17 protein-coding genes are annotated in these 19734 nt (G+C 64.1%); 9 read left to right on the forward strand and 8 right to left on the reverse strand.

Translation table 11 applies throughout. The features are described from left to right. Positions 1-9: 9 nt before the first annotated feature. From ACSBM8_RS10410 to ACSBM8_RS10425, 4 genes are all read right to left on the reverse strand, one after another. Positions 10-1425 carry an MBOAT family O-acyltransferase gene (locus ACSBM8_RS10410; protein ID WP_442677963.1) on the reverse strand — a complete coding sequence of 472 codons (1416 nt, stop codon included), beginning with the start codon at positions 1423-1425 and terminating at the stop codon, positions 10-12. A 25-nt stretch (positions 1426-1450) separates the two neighbouring features. Continuing rightward, positions 1451-2806: a GDSL-type esterase/lipase family protein gene (locus ACSBM8_RS10415; protein ID WP_442677964.1), complete on the reverse strand. Its 1356-nt coding sequence runs from the start codon at positions 2804-2806 to the stop codon at positions 1451-1453. Further along, positions 2803-3765 carry an SGNH/GDSL hydrolase family protein gene (locus tag ACSBM8_RS10420; RefSeq protein ID WP_442677965.1) on the reverse strand — a complete coding sequence of 321 codons (963 nt, stop codon included), beginning with the start codon at positions 3763-3765 and terminating at the stop codon, positions 2803-2805. Before ACSBM8_RS10420 ends, ACSBM8_RS10415 begins: the two co-directional genes overlap by 4 nt. Positions 3766-3847: 82 nt before the next feature. Beyond that, positions 3848-4735, reverse strand: coding sequence for a prephenate dehydratase (locus ACSBM8_RS10425; protein WP_442677966.1), 888 nt, complete (start codon positions 4733-4735; stop codon positions 3848-3850). Between the two features lie 135 nt (positions 4736-4870). On the opposite strand from ACSBM8_RS10425, the gene ACSBM8_RS10430 reads away from it, so the two are divergent. From ACSBM8_RS10430 to ACSBM8_RS10450, 5 genes are all read left to right on the forward strand, one after another. After that, positions 4871-5584, forward strand: a complete 714-nt coding sequence (locus ACSBM8_RS10430; RefSeq protein ID WP_442677967.1) for a c-type cytochrome — start codon at positions 4871-4873, stop codon at positions 5582-5584. A 103-nt stretch (positions 5585-5687) separates the two neighbouring features. Beyond that, entirely contained in the window at positions 5688-6365 is a 678-nt protein-coding gene (gene trmB, locus ACSBM8_RS10435; protein WP_442677968.1) for a tRNA (guanine(46)-N(7))-methyltransferase TrmB, read from the forward strand. Positions 6366-6466: 101 nt separating this feature from the next. Continuing rightward, positions 6467-7369 carry a LysR family transcriptional regulator gene (locus ACSBM8_RS10440; protein WP_442677969.1) on the forward strand — a complete coding sequence of 301 codons (903 nt, stop codon included), beginning with the start codon at positions 6467-6469 and terminating at the stop codon, positions 7367-7369. 130 nt (positions 7370-7499) lie between these two features. Next, complete coding sequence (locus tag ACSBM8_RS10445) at positions 7500-8741, forward strand: MFS transporter (protein ID WP_442677970.1); 1242 nt, start codon at positions 7500-7502, stop codon at positions 8739-8741. A 127-nt stretch (positions 8742-8868) separates the two neighbouring features. Further along, the gene (locus tag ACSBM8_RS10450; RefSeq protein ID WP_442677971.1) at positions 8869-9477 is read left to right on the forward strand and encodes a (R)-mandelonitrile lyase; all 609 of its coding nucleotides are present in this window, start codon (positions 8869-8871) and stop codon (positions 9475-9477) included. Positions 9478-9569: 92 nt separating this feature from the next. Here ACSBM8_RS10450 and ACSBM8_RS10455 read toward each other — a convergent pair whose 3' ends face one another. Further along, positions 9570-12059, reverse strand: a complete 2490-nt coding sequence (locus ACSBM8_RS10455) for a putative bifunctional diguanylate cyclase/phosphodiesterase (protein ID WP_442677972.1) — start codon at positions 12057-12059, stop codon at positions 9570-9572. A gap of 292 nt (positions 12060-12351) precedes the next feature. Between ACSBM8_RS10455 and cyoA the strand changes: the two genes are divergently transcribed. From cyoA to cyoD, 4 genes are read left to right on the forward strand one after another with little or no spacing between them, the layout of a single operon-like run. After that, complete coding sequence (gene cyoA, locus ACSBM8_RS10460; RefSeq protein ID WP_442677973.1) at positions 12352-13212, forward strand: ubiquinol oxidase subunit II; 861 nt, start codon at positions 12352-12354, stop codon at positions 13210-13212. Further along, on the forward strand, positions 13209-15224 hold the full coding sequence (gene cyoB / locus ACSBM8_RS10465; RefSeq protein WP_442677974.1) for a cytochrome o ubiquinol oxidase subunit I: 2016 nt from the start codon (positions 13209-13211) through the stop codon (positions 15222-15224). The genes cyoA and cyoB overlap by 4 nt, the downstream gene beginning before the upstream one ends. Further along, positions 15221-15910: a cytochrome o ubiquinol oxidase subunit III gene (gene cyoC, locus ACSBM8_RS10470; protein ID WP_442677975.1), complete on the forward strand. Its 690-nt coding sequence runs from the start codon at positions 15221-15223 to the stop codon at positions 15908-15910. The genes cyoB and cyoC overlap by 4 nt, the downstream gene beginning before the upstream one ends. After that, on the forward strand, positions 15907-16302 hold the full coding sequence (gene cyoD / locus ACSBM8_RS10475) for a cytochrome o ubiquinol oxidase subunit IV (RefSeq protein ID WP_442677976.1): 396 nt from the start codon (positions 15907-15909) through the stop codon (positions 16300-16302). The genes cyoC and cyoD overlap by 4 nt, the downstream gene beginning before the upstream one ends. Here the strand turns inward: cyoD and ACSBM8_RS10480 are convergent. Genes ACSBM8_RS10480 through ACSBM8_RS10490 form a run of 3 tightly spaced genes read right to left on the reverse strand, consistent with a single transcriptional unit; the run spans position 16299 to position 19722 of the window. After that, the gene (locus tag ACSBM8_RS10480) at positions 16299-16736 is read right to left on the reverse strand and encodes a MerR family transcriptional regulator (protein WP_442677977.1); all 438 of its coding nucleotides are present in this window, start codon (positions 16734-16736) and stop codon (positions 16299-16301) included. The genes cyoD and ACSBM8_RS10480 overlap by 4 nt on opposite strands. Next, a complete protein-coding gene (locus ACSBM8_RS10485; RefSeq protein WP_442677978.1) occupies positions 16733-18421 on the reverse strand; it encodes a long-chain-fatty-acid--CoA ligase in 1689 nt (562 codons plus the stop codon). Before ACSBM8_RS10485 ends, ACSBM8_RS10480 begins: the two co-directional genes overlap by 4 nt. Next, positions 18421-19722, reverse strand: a complete 1302-nt coding sequence (locus ACSBM8_RS10490; RefSeq protein WP_442677979.1) for an OmpP1/FadL family transporter — start codon at positions 19720-19722, stop codon at positions 18421-18423. The genes ACSBM8_RS10485 and ACSBM8_RS10490 overlap by 1 nt, the downstream gene beginning before the upstream one ends. Between the last annotated feature and the right edge of the window lie 12 nt (positions 19723-19734).

Here is a 19734-nt window from a genome sequence, read left to right on the forward strand (position 1 = left end):
CCGCTGGCCCTAGAATTGATAATAGATGAAGGGCGCGACACCCTCGAAACGCATCGCGTCGATGATCAGGATCACGATCCCCGCCAGCAGCCCCAATGCCGGCGCCGGCAACGTCCGCAACCGCAATGCCAGCCGCTGGCCGAGATCGGGCGGGGTGAAGTGGATCGCCATGCCGAACACGATCAGCACACAGGCAAGCGGCGTCAGCACCGCGCTGGCCGCCGTACTGGCGCCGACGCCGCCCAGGAAGGCAATGGCCGTCTCGAACGTTTCGGCGCGGAAGAAAATCCAGCCGATCACGACGATATGGAAGGTCAGCAACAGCGCGAGGATCTTGGGCATGCGCGGCAGCCATTGCGGACGATAGCGGTCCCAGATGCGCTCCAGCGCGAGCACGCTGCCATGCAGGCCGCCCCAGATGACGAAGGTCCATTTGGCGCCATGCCACAATCCGCCCAGCAGCATCGTCACCAGCACGTTCACGCATAAGCGGGCAAAGCCTTTGCGGTTGCCGCCCAGCGCCCCGATATAGAGATAATCGCGCAGCCAGCTCGACAGGCTGATGTGCCAGCGGCGCCAGAAATCCTGCAAGGATGTCGCGCGATAGGGCTGATCGAAGTTCCGCGGGAAACGATAGCCCAGCAGTGCGGCGATCCCGATCGCCATGTCGCTATAGGCCGAAAAGTCGCAATAGATCTGCACCGCATAGCCGTAAGCCGCGGCGATGAGATCGAGCCGCGAATGGGCGGAGGGATCGAAGAAGACCGGATCGACCAGCCCGGTCGACAGCTCCGACGCGACCACCGCCTTCTTGAACAATCCCCAGACGATCAGGATCAGGCCCATGCTCGCCATATCGCGCGTCAGCCGCGGCGCGCGTTGGAATTGCGGCAGCAGATCCGACCCGCGTACGATCGGCCCCGCCACCAGATGGGGGAAGAAAGACATGAGCAAGGTGACGTCCAGCAGCCGCGCCGGCGCCAGCCGCCGGGCGTGCACGTCGGCGAGATAGGACATGCCCTGGAAGGTGAAGAAGGAAATGCCGACCGGTAGCACCACCTGCATCAACGGCAGATCGCGCTGGAAGCCGACGGCGTGCAGCACGTCGCCGAGCTGTTCGACGAAGAAGCCGTAATATTTGAAGAAGCCGAGGATGATCAGATTGCCGATCACGCCGACAATCAGGATCGCCTTGCGCTTGGTCTTCGCCCAATCCGGTTGAAGCGTGATCAAGCCCGCGGCGCCCCAATTGAGGAAGGCGGATCCGATCAGCAGCGCGACGAAGCGCCAGTCCCAGGCGCCGTAGAAAATCCAGCTGGCGATCAGCAGCAGGATCTTGCGCCATTCGTTCGATCCGTTCGCCGACCAGGTGATGGCGAAGACGATCAGGAAGAACAGGCCGAACGTGAGCGTCGGAAAGAGCATCAGCCGTTGACCCGATCAAGCATGTTCACCGGCCGCCCGCCTTTTCGATATCATTTTCCAACCGCCGCGCGATCTCGCGTCCCCCGGCGGAAGTATAATGCACATAGTCGCCACGCATCATCGGCGGATCCATATGCACCCAGCGATCTGCCGTGCAACGCCCGCCCATCGCCGCTTCCCAATCCCAGAAAGCGACGTTGAGCGATGCGGCGACCCGGCGCTGCATATCGCGAACCGCCTTCAAGCCCGCCGGGGGAAACAGCGGGCCGCGCGTGGTACCGCTATTCACCACCGCAGGGGGCGGCGGCGCGACGGGAGCCGGATCGGGCTGCGCGGGCGTATCGGACGACAGGCCCATCGTGTCGCGGAGCCGGTTCATGATCGACGTGACGACATTTTCGCGCGGCGGTGCCGCGACCGCCATCGGCGTACCGCAATTGGGCGATGGACCGTTCGAGGCATTGGCCCGCATCTCGGCGCGACGGCTCAGTGCGTCGGGCGCGCCCAGCAACAGGATCGGCACATTGCCGGCGATCCGCCGCACCCGGCCGATCTGCGTGCGCAGCGTCGCTTCGAACTCGAAATCGCTGACACGGGGCGAGAAGCCCTCGTTGGTGCCGAAGGCGATCACGATCAGATCGGGTTTGTAGGTGCGCAATTCTTCGGTCAGCACGGCATCGTCGGTTCGCGCCCAATGCACCAGTTGCGATCCCACGACGCCGAGGTTGGATAGCGTGACGCCACTCCCGCCATCGTGGAACGTCGCCCACGACGTCATCGTGACCTGTCCGTCGCTGGCAATGACATCGGCGCTGGTGACCAGCGACGACAGGCGCAAGGTGCGGCACTCTGGCCGCTCCGTCGGCGACGACAGATCGAAGGTGATGCTGTTGACGCCCGCCCGCATCTGCAATTTTCCGCCGCCGGGGCGCATGATCGCGCAGACGACAAAGCGGTTGAACGCCTGGTTAGGATCGGCCGCTATCGACATCGACGCCCCGTCGGTCCGGGTGGTCAGCGAATAGGCGCTGATCCCCAGGGGTGGCGATGGTGAGGACCAGGCCGATCCGAAATCGCCCGCAATCTGCCAGTCGGGCGACATGGAGACGGTGGCGCCCTGGGTGATATAGCCGTTGAAGGGCCGGCCCGGCGGAAGGATCCCGCGGCCGGCCGAGCCATATTTCTGCTGCAGGATATCCCGCCAGGCGCCGGTGATCGTATCGCCCGCGGTATGGCTGTCACCGATCTGCAGGATGTTAACGGGCCGCGAACCCGCCTGGTGCAGCTTGGCCAGAAACGGGCTGAGCTCGTTGACGCCGCACAGCGACCCCACGCAATTGCCCGCGAACGAAAGCGCCGCCGCAGCGGCCAGTGCGATCACGGCGTCGGCGCTCCGGCGTCGCCCTTGCCCTTGGCGGCGGCAACGCTCGCCTGAATGCGTGCCGCCAATCCCTTGGTGACATGCATATAGCCGTTCATCGACATGTGGATGCCGTCGCCGGCGCGTAGCAATTTGGGGCTGCCGCCGGGATCGCTATAATAAGCCTGATACCGCCCCTGCCCGTCCACCGTCAGCGGGCGAATATCGATATAAGGCACGCCCAGGCGCTGCATCAGCCGCGCGTAAAATTGATCCATGGCGAGCGCGTCCGCGTCGAACGAGGCGTCCCGCATCACCGGCAGGCCGACCCAATAGATGGCGGCACCGTGGCGCCGCAGCATGTTGACGTAGGATTCGACGCGCCCGCCAATCACCTTTTGCCAGAAATCGCTCATCAACGTGCCGCAATGGCCGCCGTCGCATACGCCCTGGGCATCGTTCGCGCCGAACGCGATCACCGCTATGTCGAGCGGCTGGCCGTCAATCTGCGAATCGTCGTGACTTTCCAGATTGAGCCGGCGGTATCGCGTGAAGCCGGTGGAGGCCTGCGAGAATTTATCGACGCGATAATCGCTCCGCGGCAGCAATTTATACAATCCGCTCCAGACACCGTCGCCGAAACTGTCGCCGAACACGCCGACATGGATCGGCTTGCCCTGGCTTACTGTACTCGCCAGCTGGTTGGTCGGCGGATCGACCGGCACGGCATTCGGCACCGGCTCCACGACTTCGCCGCGGGTCGTGGCGGTGGTGGCAGGCGTCGACGGCGGCGTGGTGGTGCCCGTGGGCGGAGGCGGCGCGACAGGCTGGGATGTCGCGACCGGCGCGGATTCCGGCGCCAGGCTGACCGCCTGCTTCGTTTCATTGCCGGTACCGAACGCATAGCCAATGGCGGCTCCGGCAGCGACGCCAAGGAACAGCACAGCGGTACGGTCGAGGAGAAAGCGAAGCCACGTCATCGAATGCGCATGGGATAGAGCCACGTCCGTTATTGGCAAGAGCCGGCCGCCGCGAATGCGACGGTCGGAATCAGGGGGTCGATTATCCGCGTGGCCGCGCTTGGGAATAGGTGCCGAGCACCCGCAGCCACTTGGTGTGAAAGGTAAGCTCTTCCAGCGCCCGGCCGAGATTCGGATCGTCCGGACTGCCTTCGACATCGCAGTAAAATTGCGTCGCGGCAAAACTCGTACCGCGCTGATAGCTTTCGAGCTTCGTCATGTTGACGCCATTTGTCGCAAAACCGCCCAACGCCTTGTACAGCGCGGCCGGCGTATTGCGGACCTCGAACACGAATGTCGTCATGCGGGCGCCGGTAACGGGCGCGGTCGTCGCCTGCGGTGCCAAGGCGACGAAGCGCGTCGTATTGTCGTCGCTGTCCTCAAGACGATCGGCCAGTAATGTCAGCCCGTACAGATCCGCCGCCAGACGCGGTGCGATTGCCCCGATCGCGCTGTCGCCCATGTCCGCGACCATGGCGGCGGCGCCGGCCGTGTCGGGATAAGCGACGGACGTCATTCCGCGCGCACGGAGCCAATGCCGGCATTGGCCCAGCGCCTGAGGGTGGCTCATGGCCTCGCGGATGGTGCCGCCGGGCAGCCCCATCAGCCAGTAACGGATCGGCATGAAATGCTCCCCCACGATCGACAGACCGGATTCGGGCAGCAGGAAGTGGATGTCGGCGACGCGCCCGTGGAGACTATTCTCGATCGGGATCAGCGCGCGTCCGGCTTTGCCGTCCTTCACGGCATCCAGCGCGTCTTCGAAACTGAAGCAGGGCAAGGGCAGCGCGTCGGGAAAAGCCTCCAGCGCGGCGATATGCGAATTGCACCCCGGCGCCCCCTGGATGGCGACGGCGCGCTCCGGCGATGCGGCTGCGGCACTCGTCATCTCGGCGACAAGTGCGCGCGCAGGTGCGGGATAGCTCTCCATGATGGCGGCGGCGGATAGAGCGTGCCGACGCAGGCCGCAACCTTGCTTCGGCGGCTTGCGGCCTTGGCCAACCAACACTAAGGACCGGCAATTCCCGGAACGGGCGGCATTTTTCTACCTAGGGTCAGGCAGGGCATGGACGATCGCGCGAACACGATTGCAGGTTGGGCTTTATTTGCCGGTATTGCGGGGCTTGGCCTGACGATCGTCACTGGCGAATATTTCCACGCCGAACGGCCCGAGAAGATGGGCTATGAAGTTCAGGGCGTCGAACAAGAGGCCGGCGCAGCCGCCGTCGCGGAGAAGCCCTTCGCTTTCTATATGAGCCAGGGCGATCCCGCCAAGGGCGCGGATGTCTTCAAGAAGTGCGCAGCCTGCCACAATGCCGATAAGGGCGGCGCCAATGCGCTCGGCCCCAATATTTACGGCGTCGTCGGCGATGCGATCGCCTCGGGTCGCGGCGGCTTCGCTTTCTCCGACGCCTTGAAGTCGAAGGGCGGCAAGTGGGACTTTGATTCGCTCAACGCCTGGCTGACCAGCCCGAAGACGTTCGCGCCGGGCACGAAAATGACCTTTGCCGGCCTGTCCAATCCGCAGGACCGCGCCAACGTCATCGCTTATCTGAACCAGCAGGGCGAACATCCGCTGCCGCTTCCCGCCGCCCCGCCCGAAGGCGCGGCGAGCCCGGAAAAGGCCGCTGCCGAGGCCGGCGGCGACGATGCCACGAAGGCGAAGAATGTGCCGGTTCAGACCGAGGCGCAGGCAGCCAAGCAGCCGGAAGGCAATATCAAGGGCGATGCCGCACCCACCACGTCCGGGACGTCCGACAAGAAGCAGGACCAGAAGTAAGCCCGCTCGAGTTCATCCCGTTCGCCTGAGCGACTGAAGGCGCAGCGCTGGCGCACCACGCCGGCTCGCCGCGCTCCGAACGAATGGGATAGTCCCTGATCTGATGTCCGATCCAACCACAATCCGCCGCCTCTACGGCCGCCGCACGGGTCACAAGTTGCGCGTCGGCCAGGCGTCCCTGGTCGACCAGCTTCTGCCGACGCTGGCGGTGCCCGAAGGCCCGCTCGATGCCCGCGCCTTGTTCGGTGATGATCGCCGGCTCGAGCTGGAGATCGGCTTCGGGCGCGGCGAACATCTTGCCGGCCAGGCGCGCATGCGACCCGATCATGGATTCATCGGCTGCGAGCCGTTTCTGGACGGCGTGGTCGGCCTGCTGGTCCATGTTGACGAACATCAGCTGGACAATGTGCGCATCCACATGGGCGATGCGCTGGAGGTGATCGAACGCCTGCCGGATGCGAGCCTCGACCGCGCCTATCTGCTGCATCCCGATCCCTGGCCCAAGACCCGCCATGCCAAGCGGCGCTTCATGAACAAGGGCCCGATCGATCTTCTCGCCACCAAATTGAAGCCGGGCGCCGAGTTCCGGTTCGGGACCGACCACCCGATCTATTGTCGCTGGGCAATGATGGTGATGGGTCAAAGCCCCGACTTCGAATGGCTCGCCACCGGCCCCCAAGACTTTCTCGTCCGCCCGGACGATTGGCCGGAAACCCGCTACGAAGCCAAGGCGCGACGCCTGGGCCATGAAGTCTGGTACATGCAATATCGTCGTCGGTGACGCGCGCATGCGGCGCGGTAGGCGCGCATGGGACGGCGTACGACCGATGAGCACAGCTCAGCGCTGTTGATCCGCTGATTGCAACTTGGCACAGTGGCGCCGTGCAGCTCAATCGAACAGATCTTGCCGACTTCAGCTACTTCATGGTGATCGCGCGCCATCGCAACTTCCGGCGCGCCGGCCTTGAACTCGGGATTAGCGCGTCCGCGCTGAGCCACTCGCTCAGAGGCCTGGAGACCCGGCTTGGCGTGCGGCTGCTCAACCGCACCAGTCGCAGCGTCACGCTGACGGCGGCGGGTGATGAACTCCGTACCGCGATCGAAGCGCATTTTGAGGCGATCGGATCGGCGGTGGATGTGCTGAACCGCTATCGTGACGACCCGGCCGGACGCATTCGGCTCAACGTCCTGGAGCATGCCGCGACCCTGCTGCTCGCGCCCGCCTTGCCGAGCTTCATCGCGCGCTATCCTCATATCGAGGTCGACATCGTCGTGAACAACGGCATGGTCGATGTGGTGCAGGCAGGCGCCGACGCCGGCATCCGCTACGGCGGCACGGTCCCGGAAGACATGGTGGCGCAGCGACTGTCGCCGGACATGCGCTGGGTGGCGACGAGCGCGCCGTCCTATTTCGATCTATATGGCACGCCGGATCATCCCAAAGACCTGATGTTGCACAATTGCCTTCGCTTTCGGCTTGGCGATGACAGCCGCTACGCCTGGGAATTCGATCGCGGTGAGGAGAGCGTCGCCGTCGATGTGCCCGGCGCGCTCACCATCGACAACAGCACGCTCGCGCTGGAGCTAGCGCGCGGTGCCGCAGCCATCGCCTATGCCCCTGAGCCGCTGGTCCTGCCGTTCGTCGAACGCGGAGAGTTGCAGATCGTGCTGGAGGATTGGGCGTCCGACGGACCGGGATTCCATATCTACTATCCAGGACGTCGCCAGCTTCCGACTGCGCTCCGTCTGCTGATCGAGCACATTCGTGCCGCCGATTGGCGCTAATCTATCGTTGAGCTCAGCTCATCAGTTCATCAACGCTGCCGCGGCTAATCTCGCCACATCGCCCGGCCTATATCCCGATCCATTGCTGGCCTGACCAGCCGCAAGATGGATCGATCAGGGATATTGGGCGATGGCGACACACGCAGAACAGAATCGTGTTGCCGACCTTGAGCGGTCGGCCGCCGACCCGCTGGAGGCGAGCGCCCGGGCGTGGAGCGCCGTCATGGCGCTATCGCTTTGCGTCGCGACGCTGATCGGCTCCGAATTCCTGCCGATCAGTCTGTTGACCCCGATCGCAACCGATCTGCACCTCACCCAAGGCGCCGCCGGTCAGGCCATCTCGGTCTCGGGCCTATTTGCCGTGCTCACCAGCCTTGCGATTGCCACGGCGACACGCGGGCTGGATCGACGACTTGTGATCCTGGGCCTGACGATCGCCATGCTGGTATCAGGGCTGCTGGTGGCTTTTGCACCCAATTACCCGGTGTTCCTGATCGGCCGCGCCCTGATCGGCGTCGCCATCGGCGGATTTTGGTCGATGTCGACCGCGATCGTGATGCGGCTGGTTCCGGCGGAGGGTGTCCCGCGCGCACTGGCGTTGCTGAATGGCGGCAACGCGCTTGCGACCACAATCGCCGCGCCGCTTGGAAGCTTCCTTGGCCAATATATCGGCTGGCGCGGCGCCTTCTTCATGGTGGTGCCGCTCGCCGCACTGACCTTCGTTTGGCAATGGCTGACGTTGCCTCCGATGCCCTCGCAACGCAGGCTGCGCGCTGCGGGACCCTTCGGGCTGCTCGGCCAGCGGATGATTATGTGGGGGATGGCCTCGGTCGCGCTGTTGTTCATGGGCCAGTTCGCGCTGTTCACCTATCTGCGCCCCTTCCTGGAGCAGGCGGTCGGGCTTGGCGTCACCCAGCTCTCACTCGTGCTGCTGATGATGGGCGGTGCAGGCCTGCTGGGGACATGGACGATCGGCCGTCTGATTTCGCGCAACCTGGCCGGCACGCTGATCGCAGCGCCGCTTTGCATGGCGGGCATTGCGATCGTGCTGATCCTTCTCCGCGCCTGGCCGCTCGCCACGGCAGTCTTGCTGTTCCTCTGGGGATCGATCGGCACGGCACTCCCTGTCGCCTGGTGGACGTGGATGAGCCGCGTCCTGCCGCGTGATGCCGAAGCGGGCGGCGGGTTGATGGTCGCGGTGATCCAGTTCGCGATTACACTGGGCGCGGGCGGCGGCGGACTGCTTTACGATCGTGGAGGTCATCCAGCCGCCTTCGGAGCCGCTGCGATGCTGCTCATCGCCTCCGGGCTCGTCGCCATGCTCGGTGTTCGTCCGTCTCTCAAAGCCATCGGGCGCGCGCATGTCGCGTGACACCCCGCCGATGGATCGCCGCACGCTGCTCCGGCGCACCGGCACCGGTGCTCATCACGGGAGACAAGGCGCGTTCGCGGGAGTTCAGCGAAGACGCTCATGCCCGCGCAATTACGCCCAGGAGTTGATGATCATCCCCAATGCCCGCCACGTCGACCTGTCAGACCGGGTCGACCTGATCCCGTTCGATCGACTCGGTCGCTTCTTCGCGGAGCATCTCGCCATGGGCCGTCCCGTCCTCAGGTCGGCACGGATCGCTGCGGGGATGCTCGTCGCGATTTCGGCTTCGGTCGGCGCCACCCCCGCACAGGAAGGAAGCAGGATGATGGAGATTATGCGTAAGACGGACCTTAACACCGTCCAGGGCCCCGCCGAATATTTCACCGGCAAGGTCACGATCACAGGTCAGTTCCAGCGGCCCGCCCCATCGCGGGTGAGCGGCGCGATCGTGCGTTTCGAACCTGGCGCGCGCACGGCCTGGCATACGCATCCGGCCGGCCAGACGCTGATCGTTACCGAGGGCGTCGGCTGGACCCAGATCGAGGGCGGCCCGAAGCTCGAATTCCACGCCGGTGACATCCTCTGGTGCCCGGCCGAGCACAAGCATTGGCATGGCGCCACGCCGCATGGCAGCATGACGCACATCGCTATTCAGGAAGCAGTAAACGGTACGCCCGTGACCTGGATGGAGAAGGTGACCGACGAGCAATATCGGAAGCCACTCGGCGCGGAGTGAGCCGGCACCGATGTATCCGCCCGGATAGGCCGATCACGGCCGATGCAGGAGGCAACCCCTAACCAGGTGGCACTGCGAGGCCTCGTTAGCGGTCATAGCTCGGCATCCAGCTTCTCAGCCGGTCGAGGCAGAGGTGCGGCCGCGGGTCGGCCATAGAGATAACCCTGGCCGAGATGGCAGCCGAGTTCGGTCAGCCACCGGGCCTGGGCTTCGTTCTCGATACCCTCCGCGATGACGATTTTCTCGAGGCCGCGCCCCAGGCCGACGATGGCGCGGACGATGGCAGAGGTCCCCCCGCCCTTCTCGTCGATACCGGCGATGAAGGAGCAGTCGATCTTGATACTGTCGACCGGCATGTCCCGCAGATGGACAAGCGACGCATAGCCGGTGCCGAAATCGTCGAGCGCGATGCGCACCCCGGCATTATGCAAGGTCTGCAGCGTCGCGAAGATGGTATCCGCCGCCCGGTCCAGCATCACGCCTTCCGTCACCTCGACGCACAGCGATGCGGGCCTGATCCCATAATAGGCAAGTCGGCTGAGGACGCGGACTGCCGATTTGGGCCCGGCCAGTTGCGCGGACGTGAAATTGACGCTCAGGCTTGGCATCTCATTGCCCCGATCGCGCAGGGCCGCCAACGCCAGTTCCAGGACATGTTCCTGAATGCGTAGCCCGATCTTCTCGGCGACCAGCACATCGCCGAACCGGTCCGGGCTGATCAATCCATAATGCGGATGATCCCAACGCAGGAGCGCTTCATATCCGCGCACTTCGCCCGAGGGGAGCGCGACGATCGGTTGAAAATCGAGGTGGAATTCGTCGCGCTCCAATGCCGCCTCGGCATCGCGCGTGAATTCGATCTGCAGATCGCGCAATATGCGCTGCAGCGCGTCGTAGCGGTAATGGCGCGCGCGCCCCAGCCGCTTGGCATTGTAGAGGGCGAGATCGGCATTCTGATAGAGGATGTCGAGTTCGCCCGCATCCTCCGGAAAGCGCGCCGAACCGGCGCTGAGCGAGACGGTACGCGTCTGGTCCTTGAATTCCCAGGGCTGCCCTTGCAGCGCTGAAAGCCGCTCGATCAGGACCGTTTCGATTGCACTGGTGCAGGGGCACAGGATGGCGAATTCATCACCGCCGATGCGCACGATACGCGTGCCCGGCAACGTCGCCGTAATTTCGCGCAGGAGCTGCGCCACCCTTTGCAACAGCGAATCGCCGCCCGCATGCCCAAGCCGGTCATTCGTGTCCTTCAGATAGTCGACGTCGATCAGGAACAGGCTGAACGGTGCCCCTTTTTGAATCAGCTCGCGGGCCGTGTCCTGGAACGCCGCACGATTCCCAAGCCCCGTCAGAAAGTCCGTATGCGCGGCGATCCTCAACGCTGCCGCCTCGGCGCCGGCCATATCCCGGCGCTGTTGGGCCAGCTCGAGTTCGCGACGGACGAGGCGGAAGCGGTCGGCGATGGCGAGTGACAAGACCAGGGCCTCGAACGCCAGTGCCGCAAAGGTGGCCATATCGACAAAGTCGATTTGCGGCACAAAGCCGAGGTTGCGCATCAGGCGGGCGGTGAAGACGGTGATGACGGGGGACCAACCGATCAGGTAGAACCACACGACGCGGCTGCCGCGCCGCACCGCGATCGAGCAGGAAATGGCGACCGCGACGGCCGTCGCGGCGATGACATAATTCAGTAGCCGATCGGTTATCACCGGCGGCAGAAGGTGGTCCGCGGCCGCCGCGCAGCCCAGCACCGCGCCGGAGGCAGCGAGCATCTGTCCAAAGCGGACAAGGCTGCGCGGGAGAATTCCCTCTTCGATGACCGCGAAGAAAAACATATTCCCCGTCGCCACCAGCGAGCCGACCAGCACAAAATCCAATCGCACCGCGACCGGGCCGACCAGATTGGGAAAGACGAATGCGGCGACATTCGTCCAGACCATTCCATAGCAAAAGGCCGTGGTGACCCACGCCAGATACCAGCGCTGAAATGGCGGACGTCTTCCCGCATGGATGATGAAATTATAGAGCAAGGCGGAACAGAGCGTTCCGGCGAACAGGCCCATCAAGAGCAGCCATTTCGCATCCGCAATGAGCTGATCCGGAGGCGCCACGGCGACGATCTTGCGCATCAGCGTCAGGTCATCGATGCTTTGAAAGCCAAGATAGAGGCCGCTGACATCCCGCCCGGGCGCAGCGACGGTAAACTGCAGCAGCCCGCCTGGCGCCCAATAGTCCTTCAGATCCGATGGAATCTTGGTGCTGCGCCGGAATTGACCGCGATCGTTCACCAAAACCGCGATTTTTGCGAACCGCGCCTGATCGACCATCAGATTCCAATTGGCAGGAAGTGACGCCAGCTGGCGGTGGTCCAGCCGCAGCCATATCCAGCCTCTGCCGTTCGTCGGCGCGTCGGCGCTACAGCTGTAATCGGCGCCCCGTACGGCGGCGTCGCTCGCTCCATCGGGCAAAACGGCAACGCATGCGCTGCCGCGCAGGTCGACGCCCGCCGCAACCGCGCTCTGCGGCGATGCGCATAGGAACAGGAGCAGGAAGGCTCCGATCCAGCTTATCGTACGTCCCACGCCCACCCCCGCGGACAGCTAGACCGGCTCTTCAGCGCGTCATCTATTCTCTAATAACAACCTCTACTTAGCGCGCCTTGCGCCCAGGCGACAAGTAGGCCGCACGCGGGAGACGTCTCCGCTTTCGTGCGAGTGTCGGTGGAGCTCGCACGATCGTAAAATAACGGGCCGGCCTGCCTTATGTTGGTGGAATGGTATGGCAAGCCAGCGTAAGGCAACACGACCAGCGCGGCGCGAGGCTTTGCAGGGGTGATCGATGGGCGCTAGCGGCAAAAGAGTTATGCTGCCGATCATGGCCTCTGCGCTGTTGGTCAGCTGTGGCCAGGGTGTGCTTGATCCGCAAGGACCGGTCGGTGCGGCCGAGCGTACGATCCTGTTCAACAGCCTGGGCATCATGCTGGCGATCGTCGTGCCCACGATCATCGCCGTCATCGCCTTCGCATGGTGGTTTCGTGCCGGTAACGAGAAGGCGCGTTATCTACCAGAATGGGCGTTTTCCGGGCGGATCGAACTTGTCGTATGGTCGATCCCGCTGCTCGTAATCCTGTTTCTGTCGGGCGTCATCTGGGTCGGCAGCCACCAGCTCGACCCCTATCGGCCCATCGCCTCGAAAGCGAAGCCGCTGGAAGTGCAGGTCGTCTCGCTCGACTGGAAATGGCTGTTCATCTATCCCGATCAGGGCGTCGCCAGCGTCAACGAGCTGATCATTCCCGCCGGCGTACCGGTGCATTTCTCGCTCACCTCCGCCAGCGTCATGAACAGCTTCTTCGTGCCGCAGCTGGGCAGCATGATCTATACGATGAACGGCATGGTGACGCAGCTGCACCTGCAAGCCGACAAGCCCGGCACCTATTGGGGGCAGTCGGCGCAGTTTAGCGGCGACGGCTTCGCCGACATGAATTTCAAGGCGCGATCGGTTCCCGCGGCTACCTTCTCCGCCTGGGCCGCGCAGAGCAAAGGACAGGGCCCCAAATTGGACGCCGCCGCCTACGCGACGCTCGCCCGGCAAAGCGTGATCGAGCGGCCATTGCGCTATGGCGATGTCCAACCGGGCCTGTTCGCGCTGATCGCGACGCAGAAGATCGCGCCGTCCGCCGGGCCGGTGATCGGTCGCGGCGGCCCCAAGAGTGTCTCGCCCAGGAGCAAGTCATGAACATCCTCGGCAAGCTCGATTGGTCGGCGATACCGCTGGATCAGCCCATTCCGCTGATCGCCAGCGCCGTGATCGGGCTGGGCATCGTCGCCGTGCTCGGCGTCGTGCTGGCGAAGGGCTGGTTCCCCTATCTGTGGCGCGAATGGCTGACCAGCGTCGATCACAAGCGGATCGGCGTCATGTATATCGTGCTGTCGCTGCTGATGCTGCTGCGGGGATTTTCCGACGCGATCATGATGCGATCGCAGCAGGCGCTCGCGCTACATGGCGCGGCCGGATATTTGCCGCCGGAACATTATAATCAGGTCTTCTCCGCCCACGGCACCGTCATGATCTTTTTCGGCGCGATGCCGTTCATGATCGGGCTGATGAACTATGTCCTGCCGCTGCAGCTGGGCGTGCGCGACGTGGCCTTTCCGACGCTCAATTCGACCGGCTTCTGGCTGACCGCATCCGGCGCGCTGCTGGTCAATATCAGCCTAGTGATCGGGGAATTCGCGCGCACCGGATGGCTGCCCTACCCGCCTTTGTCGGAGCTCGCTTATTCACCGGGGGTCGGAGTCGATTATTATCTGTGGGCGCTGCAGATCTCCGGGGTCGGCACGCTCATGACGGGCATCAACCTCGTCACCACGATCCTGAAGATGCGCGCGCCCGGCATGTCTTATTTCCGGATGCCGATGTTCTGCTGGACGAGCCTGGCGGCCAACATGCTGATCGTGGCCGCCTTCCCGATCCTGACCGCTACCTTGGCGATGCTCACGCTCGATCGGTATATCGGCTTTCACTTTTTCACGAATGACGCGGGCGGCAACCCGATGATGTTCGTGAACCTCATCTGGGCGTGGGGCCATCCGGAAGTCTACATCCTGATCCTGCCCGCCTTCGGCATCTTTTCCGAAATCTTCTCGACCTTCTCGGCCAAGCCGCTGTTCGGCTATCGATCGATGGTGATGGCGACGTTGTTCATCTGCATCGTCTCCTTCTTCGTCTGGCTGCACCATTTCTTCACGATGGGCGCCGGCGCCGACGTCAACGCGGCCTTCGGCATCGCCACTTCGATCATCGCGGTCGGCACTGGCGTAAAGGTCTATAATTGGCTGTTCACCATGTATGGCGGCCGCATCCGCTTCGAAACGCCGATGCTGTGGGCGCTGGGCTTCCTCATCACCTTCATCATCGGCGGCATGACCGGTGTGCTGCTGGCGGTGCCGCCCGCCGATTTCGTACTGCACAATTCGCTGTTCCTGGTCGCGCACTTCCACAACGTGATCATCGGCGGCGTGCTGTTCGGCGCCTTCGCCGGCTATGAATATTGGTTCCCGAAGGCGTTTGGATTCCGCCTGCACCCGGGCTGGGGCAAGACCGCCTTCTGGCTGACGATCACCGGCTTCGTGGCGACCTTTGCGCCGCTCTATGTCGTCGGCCTGCAAGGCATGACGCGGCGGCTGCAGCATATCGACAATCCGCTATGGGATCCGTGGATCCTGATGGCGGGCGCGGGCACGATCGTGATCTTCTGCGGTGGCGCGAGCCAGGTGGTGCAGCTGATCGTCTCGATCCGTCAGCGGGATCGTTGGCGCGATACTACCGGCGATCCCTGGAATGGGCGCAGCCTGGAATGGATGACGAGCTCTCCGCCGCCCAGCTTCAACTTCCCGGTGATGTACGACGTGCACGGCGAGGAAGCCTATTGGGGCATCAAGCAAGCCGCGATCGCGCGGGAGAAGCTGCATGACGAGCCCGATTACGCGCCGATCGAAATGCCGCGCAACAGCCCGACCGGGATCATCACCGCCTTCTTCACCACGTTCATGGGCTTTGCCCTGATCTGGCATATCTGGTGGATGGTGGCGCTGGGCTTTGTCGGCGCCTACGCCACCTTCGTCGTGTTCGCCTGGCGTAACGAAGAGGAATATGAAATTCCCGCAGAGGAAGTCGCGCGGATCGACCGCGCCCGCCGGGCCTCCCGCAGCGGCGATTGGCTCGCCAACGTGGCCAAGCCGGCATGAGCGAACCCGCCAGCCCCTCCTCGGTTGCCGCCGCCTATCTGGAACATGGCCCCTATGCGCGCGGCCACGACCGGCACGGCCGGGGTGACCCCGACGCGCGCGGCCATGGCGCGGGTGGCCCCGCCCCCAAGCGCGTGATTGTCGGCTACGGCTTCTGGATTTTCCTGCTGAGCGACATCGTGATGTTCTCCGCCTTCTTCGCCGCTTATGCGGTGCTGGTCGGGGAGACGGCGGGCGGACCTTCCGGCCGTGATCTGTTCGATCTGCGGCGCGTCGGCATCGAAACCGCGTGCCTGCTCGCCAGCAGTTTCACCTGCGGCCTCGGCTATGTCGCCGCGATGCAGCGCAAGCAGCTCCAGACCCAATTCTGGATGCTGGTCACCGGGCTGCTCGGCCTCGTGTTCGTCGTGCTGGAAGTCGCCGAATTCTACGAGATGGTCGTCAAGGGCGCCGGGCCGGATCGCAGTGCCTTCCTGTCCGCCTTTTTCGCATTGGTCGGCTTGCACGGCCTGCACGTCACGATCGGCGGATTGTGGCTCGGCACGATGATGGCGCAGATCTGGTTCAAGGGTTTCCGGCCGGACATCATGCGGCGCCTGCTCTGCTTCAACCTGTTCTGGCACGCGCTGGATATCGTCTGGGTCGCGCTGTTCACGATCGTCTATCTATTCGGAGCGGGATCATGAGCGCCCATGACGAAGAACCCGAATATGGCGAAGACGCCGTTCCCGGCGAGGCGCAGGACGGAGGATCGGGCCACGGCGCGATCCAGGTCTATCTGTTGGGGTTATTGCTTGCCACCGGTCTTACCGTTGCGAGCTTCTGGATTGCGGGTTCCAATATCATCTGGGGCCCCGCGATCCCGGCGGCCTTGATCGCGCTTGCCGTGGCGCAGATCGGCGTTCACCTCGTCTTCTTCCTGCACATCACCAGCGGCCCGGAAAACGCGAACAACTCCCTTGCCCTGGCGTTCGGCGTGATGATCGTGGTGCTGGTGGTCGGCGGATCGATCTGGATCATGGGGCATCTGAACCACAATATGATGCCGATGAGCCAGATGTTGCAAATGCAGCATTAGGCCGGCTGCGCGGCCTGGCTCGCCCGGTTGAGGTTGGTCAGCGCTTCCTTTTCCAGCGCGCGCAATTCCTCGATCGTTTCTTCCAGCGCCCTCTTGCGCTGTTCCATTTCCTCGATCCGCTGGCGAACGCGCAGCGTGAACCGCCGCATCTGCTCCACATGTTCGGGATCTGCATCGTAGAGATCCAGGAATTCCTTGATCTCCCTGACGGTAAAGCCCAGCCGCCGTCCGCGCAGCACCAGCCGCACCCGCGCTACCTCGCGACGGCCATAGATGCGCGTGGTGCCCACCCGCTGCGGCGCGATCAGGCCCTTATCCTCATAAAAACGCAGCGCACGCATCGTGACGCCAAGTTCCTTGGCCACTTCCTGAATGCCCATCAGACCGGCGTCATGGTCGTCCACCGGCTTCCGGCGACGTACGGTCGCCGTCATGCGCGCTTCGCCGCTTCCTCATCGGCGAGCGCCTTTTTGGACAATTTGCCGATCAGGGTTTTCGGCAGCGTCTCGCGGATCTCGATCGCGCTGGGCATCTCGATCTTGCTCAGCCGATCTTTCAGGAAAGCGCACAGGCTCGCCTCGTCCGATGGCACGCCCGGCTTCAGCGACACGAACGCCTTGGGCGATTGCCCACGATATGTATCCGGAACTCCGATCACGACCGCCTCCGCCACGGCAGGATGCTCATACAGGGCATCCTCGATCACGCGCGGATATACGTTGTAACCCCCGCACAGGATCAGATCCTTAATGCGATCGACCAGGAAGAGATAGCCGTCCGTATCCAGATAGCCGACATCCCCGGTTCGCAACGCGCCGTCGAGGAAGGCCGTCGCCGTTTCCTCAGACTTGTTCCAATAGCCCTGCATGACCTGCGGGCCGCGCGCGCAGACCTCGCCGCGCTCGCCGACCGGCATCAGGCCATAGGGCGGCTCGAGGCTTCGTATCTCCAGCACGGTGTCCGGAAAGGCCGGGCCGCAGCTGTTATTCTTGACCAGACCTTCCAGCGGGTTGCAGGCGATGATCGGCGAGGCCTCGGACAGGCCATAGCCTTCGACGATACGGCAGGCGGTGCGCTGTTCGAACAATTCGCGCACCTCCAACGGCAGCGGCGCGCCGCCGGAAACGCAGACCCGGATCGTCGAGAGATCCGGCAGATCCTTCGGATCGAGCCGGTTCACCGCCGAATACAGGGTGGGCACGCCGAAGAATTGCGTGGGCCTGGTGCGTCGGATCGTCTTGAGGAACTGCTTCATCTCGAACCGGGGCAGCAGCACCATCTCCGCCGCGGTATCGATCGAATAGTTCAGCACCGTCGTCAGCGCGAAGACGTGGAACAGCGGCAGGACGCCCAGCGTACGCTCCTGCTGCTCCGGCAGATGGCCGACATGCGCGATCATCTGCGCGCTGTTGGCCGCCAGATTGGCATGGCTCAGCCGCGCCCCCTTGGGTACGCCGGTGGTACCGCCCGTATATTGCAGGACAGCCAGATCGTCGGGCACAATTGCGACCGGATCCGGATCGACATCGTCGGCGACCAGCTCGGCAAACGACATATGCCGCGCATCGTCCGGCACGCGCGCATGATCCTTGCGCTTGAGGAGGCGGAACCCCCAGCGCAGCGGCCAGGGCATGACGTCCCCCATCGGGCAGACGACGATCTGATCGAGCCCGGTCTCTGCCGCCAGATGAAGCACCTTGTCATGCACCATCCGCAGATCGGGCACGATCATCACGGTCGTTCCCGAATCCAGGATCTGATGCCGCAATTCGCGCTCGACGTAGAGCGGGTTGAAATTCACCACGACCCCGCCGGCCCGCAGGATCGCGAAATAGCAGATCACGAAATAGGGCGTGTTGGGCAGGCATAGGCCGACCCGCGTGCCCGGCTTCACGCCGATGTCCTGCAGGCCGCGCGTCGCCCGGCGCACCAGATCGCCCAGCTCCGCATAGGACCAGCCCCGCCCGAGGAAATCGATCGCGGGCCAATCGCCATGTTCGGTGACCGCGCGATCGAGCAGATCCGTCAACAGCCGCGGCGCGATGGGCGGCATGCCCCCGGCGGGGTCAACCGCCGGGGATGACTGGACATCACCTTTCTGCACCGCGGCTGCCGGCATCAGAAGGTCAACCGCGCGCCCAACGCCAGAACCACGGCATGGGCATTGTCGAGCCGGCCATTGACCGCGATCGGCGTCTGCACGGCGGTACCGGCATAGGCCGCGGTCAACCGATCGATGCTCGCGCTCTTGAACTTGATGTAGGACGCCGCCGCATCCAGCGTCAGCCCGCGCGTCACCGCCACACTGGTGCCGGTCGAGAAGTTCCAGCGATCGCCGTCGGGTACGCGCGCATCGCGATTGCCGTCACGGGTCGGCGTCTCGTCGCGCTGGATACCTGCGCGCAAGGTCCAACCGGGGTTCACCGCATAATCGACGCCGCCCGCATAGCTCCACGTATTGCCATACAGTTCCGGGATGGCCGTGTTGAGCGGCGCGCCCAGCCGGATCGCGTCGAACTTGTTCCACCCGAAGCGCACGATCTGGCCGTTGAGGGTCAGCTTGTCCGTCGCCTTGAACCGGATGCTGCCAATCGCCTGCCAGGGCGTGCGGAACTCGGCGTCCGCATCCAGCTGGCGGTTCTGCCCGGCGAGCGGCCCCAGCAGCCCCTCGGTCGTGACCGAACCGCTCAGCTTGTGCTTGACGCTCGACTTATAGCTGAGACCGATCGCCACCGGGCCGGAGCGGAACTGGCCGCCGACGCTCCAGCCGAGGTCCCAGCCCTTTCCTTCCAGCGTCTGATGTCCGTCCGGCAGCGTCGCCGCCAGGTTGGGCAGGTAATTGCCGAGCGTCGCGTCCGCATGTTCGATATTGGCGGCGGCGCCGATGCTGAATTCGGGGGTGATCGCGAAGGCGATCGACGGTTGCAGGTCGATCGTGCGCAACTTGGTCTTATCGGCGGTATAGCGCGCCCAGCTGTCGGCCGCATAATTGGTGGTGAAGCTGAACGGCGAGGTGACCGCAAAGCCGACCGAAAGCCGTGGCGTCAGCGCATAGGCGATCGCGCCCGACGGTAGGACGCCGTTGTTGATCGGGTTTTTGGCCCTGGGATTACCGCCGACGCTAGCCGGCGCCTGCCCTGGGCGTACGATCGCTGTGCCGCGATCTTCGACGGTGCCGCGCGGCAGGATCGCGCTGACACCCAGGACAGCTTCGCCGCCGGTCATGCCGCCGATCGACGCCGGATTCCACCAGAGCGACGCGGCGCCCTGATCCGCACCCTCGCCGGAAAAGGCCCGTCCAGCGCCCCGTATCGATTGTTCCTGCAGGTAAAAGGCCGCGGCATGGGCCGACGAGCCGATCGCGGTGGCAAGCACGGACGCGCTTGCGGCCAGAACGATACGCTGTGAAATCTTGGTCATCCTACACTCCCG

This window comes from Sphingomonas sp. ASY06-1R (assembly GCF_052180265.1).
GTDB lineage: Bacteria > Pseudomonadota > Alphaproteobacteria > Sphingomonadales > Sphingomonadaceae > Sphingomonas_I.

What these genes read in the sequence shown, in the direction of transcription:
- ACSBM8_RS10445 (WP_442677970.1), top strand. Translation starts at nt 7,500, where the DNA reads ATGGCGACACACGCAGAACAGAATCGTGTTGCCGACCTTGAGCGGTCG.
- cyoA (WP_442677973.1), top strand. Translation starts at nt 12,352, where the DNA reads ATGGCCTCTGCGCTGTTGGTCAGCTGTGGCCAGGGTGTGCTTGATCCG.
- ACSBM8_RS10420 (WP_442677965.1), bottom strand. Translation starts at nt 3,765, where the DNA reads ATGACGTGGCTTCGCTTTCTCCTCGACCGTACCGCTGTGCTGTTCCTT.
- ACSBM8_RS10410 (WP_442677963.1), bottom strand. Translation starts at nt 1,425, where the DNA reads ATGCTCTTTCCGACGCTCACGTTCGGCCTGTTCTTCCTGATCGTCTTC.
- trmB (WP_442677968.1), top strand. Translation starts at nt 5,688, where the DNA reads ATGTCCGATCCAACCACAATCCGCCGCCTCTACGGCCGCCGCACGGGT.
- cyoC (WP_442677975.1), top strand. Translation starts at nt 15,221, where the DNA reads ATGAGCGAACCCGCCAGCCCCTCCTCGGTTGCCGCCGCCTATCTGGAA.
- ACSBM8_RS10450 (WP_442677971.1), top strand. Translation starts at nt 8,869, where the DNA reads ATGATCATCCCCAATGCCCGCCACGTCGACCTGTCAGACCGGGTCGAC.
- cyoB (WP_442677974.1), top strand. Translation starts at nt 13,209, where the DNA reads ATGAACATCCTCGGCAAGCTCGATTGGTCGGCGATACCGCTGGATCAG.
- ACSBM8_RS10430 (WP_442677967.1), top strand. Translation starts at nt 4,871, where the DNA reads ATGGACGATCGCGCGAACACGATTGCAGGTTGGGCTTTATTTGCCGGT.
- ACSBM8_RS10425 (WP_442677966.1), bottom strand. Translation starts at nt 4,735, where the DNA reads ATGGAGAGCTATCCCGCACCTGCGCGCGCACTTGTCGCCGAGATGACG.
- cyoD (WP_442677976.1), top strand. Translation starts at nt 15,907, where the DNA reads ATGAGCGCCCATGACGAAGAACCCGAATATGGCGAAGACGCCGTTCCC.
- ACSBM8_RS10480 (WP_442677977.1), bottom strand. Translation starts at nt 16,736, where the DNA reads ATGACGGCGACCGTACGTCGCCGGAAGCCGGTGGACGACCATGACGCC.
- ACSBM8_RS10490 (WP_442677979.1), bottom strand. Translation starts at nt 19,722, where the DNA reads ATGACCAAGATTTCACAGCGTATCGTTCTGGCCGCAAGCGCGTCCGTG.
- ACSBM8_RS10485 (WP_442677978.1), bottom strand. Translation starts at nt 18,421, where the DNA reads ATGCCGGCAGCCGCGGTGCAGAAAGGTGATGTCCAGTCATCCCCGGCG.